The sequence below is a fragment of the Lactobacillus corticis genome (genome assembly GCF_018327645.1).
GTDB lineage: Bacteria > Bacillota > Bacilli > Lactobacillales > Lactobacillaceae > Lactobacillus > Lactobacillus corticis.
The window spans coordinates 1-208 of sequence record NZ_BMAY01000066.1; the positions used below are offsets into that span (position 1 = coordinate 1).

The 208-nt window shown below is 58.7% G+C and carries 1 protein-coding gene; it reads left to right on the forward strand.

The features are described 5' to 3' along the window. The coding region (locus KI210_RS08745) for an ABC transporter permease subunit (protein WP_212781477.1) at positions 1-208 on the forward strand (208 nt) is incomplete at both ends.

The window sequence follows — 208 nt, forward strand, 5'->3', positions numbered from 1 at the left end:
TGGGATCGGTGAGTGCCTCGATTACGGCGCTGGTAGTATTCGAAAGCGCGATGATCAGCGAGATCGTGCGCGCCGGGATCGAATCGATCGACTACGGACAGATGGAAGGTGCACGAAGCAACGGGATGACGTACGTGCAGGCCATGTACCACATCATCGTGCCGCAGGCGGTGCACAACATGATACCGGCGCTGCTGTCGCAGTTCGT